The 2,601-nt window shown below is 63.0% G+C and carries 3 protein-coding genes and 1 tRNA gene; 3 read left to right on the top strand and 1 reads right to left on the bottom strand.

The features are described 5' to 3' along the window. Window positions 1–350: 350 nt before the first annotated feature. A tRNA-Val gene (locus ACKODO_RS04865) sits at window positions 351–426 on the bottom strand. A gap of 226 nt (window positions 427–652) precedes the next feature. Between ACKODO_RS04865 and ACKODO_RS04860 the strand changes: the two genes are divergently transcribed. The 3 genes from ACKODO_RS04860 to ACKODO_RS04850 are packed head-to-tail and all read left to right on the top strand — an operon-like array spanning window position 653 to window position 2,589. Beyond that, window positions 653–1,393: a metallophosphoesterase family protein gene (locus ACKODO_RS04860; protein WP_408982326.1), complete on the top strand. Its 741-nt coding sequence runs from the start codon at window positions 653–655 to the stop codon at window positions 1,391–1,393. Window positions 1,394–1,411: 18 nt separating this feature from the next. Further along, entirely contained in the window at window positions 1,412–2,242 is an 831-nt protein-coding gene (locus tag ACKODO_RS04855; protein WP_408982325.1) for a serine/threonine protein kinase, read from the top strand. Then, window positions 2,239–2,589, top strand: a complete 351-nt coding sequence (locus ACKODO_RS04850) for a hypothetical protein (protein WP_408982324.1) — start codon at window positions 2,239–2,241, stop codon at window positions 2,587–2,589. The genes ACKODO_RS04855 and ACKODO_RS04850 overlap by 4 nt, the downstream gene beginning before the upstream one ends. The last annotated feature ends 12 nt before the right edge of the window (window positions 2,590–2,601 follow it).

Raw genomic sequence — 2,601 nt, 5'->3', positions numbered from 1 at the left:
CGAAGGCTTCTACAATCCTTCACGCCGTCACTCGGCGCTCGGTTATCTCTCGCCGATCGAATACGAAAGGAAGCATCATGAGCTGAACTGATCCGCCCAAGCCGTGAACCGTCCACAGAAGCGGGTCAACTCCAACTCCATGTCAGTCGATGACATCAGCTGATCGTTCTTCTTAGCGTCTTTCTGTTCTACTGCCGGCAGGTTTCGGTCAGTTTCTTTTCGCGCGGATGCGTGATTCATGTCCCACGCGAATCAATTGCGCCGCATCGACTATACAGTTGCCTGGCATGCACCACTGGTGTACATCCAACGACAGGCTCTAGAAAAACCCTTGTTTTCCAAGGAAGTAATGGTGGGCGGTGAGAGGCTCGAACTCCCGACACCCTCGGTGTAAACGAGGTGCTCTACCAACTGAGCTAACCGCCCGCGCCTTTTCCCGCTCGTAAACACGATTGGGCCGCTCTTGGCAAGGCGAGTGAGAGCGGTGATGCTCGCTCATCCGACTGCCGGAAGCCTGAAAGGACCAATGCGCGAGCGCTGACCGCCATGCTAAACTGAGGCTTGGCATTGGTTATCCCCGAACGCGCGAACCGGTCGACGGTTTCCGCCCGAATGGTCCGGCAGAAGGCCGATGCCTGGGGAGGCAAGAAACATGCGCATCGGAATCCTGTCCGATATCCACGCCAATCGCGAGGGTTTCGAGGCCGCGCTCTCGGCCCTTCGCCGCCTCGGCACGGACCGGATCGTGCTGCTCGGCGACATCGTGGGCTATGGTGCCGACCCCGAATACTGCGTGGAGGCGGCCGCCCGCCTGATGGAAGACGGCGCGATCGGCATTCTCGGCAACCATGATGCCGCGATCGATGGCTCTGACGAGGACATGAACCGGATCGCGCGCGAGGCCATCCGCTGGACCCGGACGCGCCTGCTGCCGGAGCATCGCGCCGTGCTGAAGAACCTCGCGATCAGCCATCGCGTCGAGGATGCGCTCTTTGTCCATGCCAGCGCGAGCCAGCCAGCCGAGTGGTTTTACATCACCGATGAGCGGAATGCCGAACGATCCTTGCGCGCCACCGATGCGCGCATCACGGTTGTCGGCCATGTGCATCGCCCGCATCTCTGGAGGCTCACATCTCAGGGCACGGCCACCGGGCATGCGCCGCATCAGGGTGTGGAAAATCCGCTGGCGCAGAGCCAGCGCTGGCTGGCGGTGATCGGTTCGGCCGGGCAGGCGCGCGATGGCCGCCCCGGCGCTGGCTATGGCCTGCTCGATCTGGCGCGGCGCAGCCTCACCTTCGGGCGGGTTGATTACGATCATTACACCGCCGCCCGGAAGGTGCGAGAAGCGGGTTTGCCGGATCAACTGGCCGAGCGCCTCCTGAGGGGCGAGTAGCGAGCGGGAAATTCGACCATGGGGCGTGAGCGCATTCGGCCGGGCAGCATCATCGATGGCTTCGAGGTCGGCGAAAAGCTCCATGAAGGGGGCATGGCCGAGATTTTCGCGGTCACCAAGCCCGGCTGCGACCTGCCCCTTGTGATGAAGGTGCCGCTCATCCTCGAAGGCGATGATCCCACCATGATCGTCAGCTTCGAGCAGGAGCAGATGATCCTGCCGCGCCTTTCCGGCCCGCATGTGCCGAAAACCATCGCGATCGGCGATTTTTCCCGCGAACCCTATATCGTGATGGAGCGCATCGCGGGCGTTTCGCTGCTGGAGAAATTCAAGGCCGCGCCACTCCCGATTTCAGAGGTGGTGGAGATCGGCGCGCGCGTTGCCGCTGCGCTCGCGAGCCTGCACCGGCAGGATGTGGTGCATCTTGATCTCAAGCCCTCGAACATCATGTTCCGGCCTGCGGCCGAGCCAGCAAAAGTGGTTTCCGGTTTTGCGTCCGGCGAGGTCATCCCCTCCTTTGGCGGCGAGGCCGTCTTCATCGATTACGGCCTGTCGCGGCACCTGAAGCTTCCGGATCTGCTCGCCGAGGAATTCCGCGTGCCCATGGGCACTGCGCCCTATATCGCGCCCGAGCAGGTGATGAAGCTGCGCGAGGAGCCGCGTTCCGATCTCTTTGCGCTCGGCGCGATGATGTATACGCTCGCGACGGGCGAGCGCCCCTTCGGGAACCCCAAGCACACCACCCAGGCGTTGATGCGCCGTCTCTACGAGGTGCCAACCCCGCCCCGCGTGCTCAAGCCGGAAGTGCCGGGCTTCCTGCAGGAGATCATCCTGCGCTCCTCGAAGTGAAGCCCGACAAGCGCTACCCCAGCGCCGGGCAGCTCGCCTTCGATCTCGCGCACCCCGATCATGTCGTGCTCACCGAACGCTCCAGGCGCGAAAAGACGCATTGGATGCGCAATTTCCTCGCGGGCCGCTTCGGCGGGGCGAAGGCACCCCTCACCCGTCTCGAGGCCTATCGGCATGCCGCCACCGCGCCGATCATCATGGTCGCGGTCGATCTCTCGGAGGTAAGCATCCGGCGAAGGCCGCGGTCACTTTGTCTTCGGTTTCCGGGCCTTGGACCATGTTCTGGCGAGATCGTCGAGGGCGAGGTGCAGATCCGCGATTTTGATCTTGGCGGGATCAAAGGCTGAGCCGCGCCACTC

Origin of the sequence: Rhabdaerophilum sp., from assembly GCF_046092605.1 — a bacterium.
Taxonomy (GTDB): Bacteria; Pseudomonadota; Alphaproteobacteria; order Rhizobiales; family Beijerinckiaceae; genus Rhabdaerophilum.
The sequence above is the reverse complement of the archived record's forward strand: the minus strand, read 5'-3'. Positions and strand labels throughout refer to the sequence as shown.

Coding starts and splice junctions, on each gene's coding strand:
- ACKODO_RS04860 (WP_408982326.1), top strand. CDS start 653: ATGCGCATCGGAATCCTGTCCGATATCCACGCCAATCGCGAGGGTTTC.
- ACKODO_RS04855 (WP_408982325.1), top strand. CDS start 1,412: ATGGGGCGTGAGCGCATTCGGCCGGGCAGCATCATCGATGGCTTCGAG.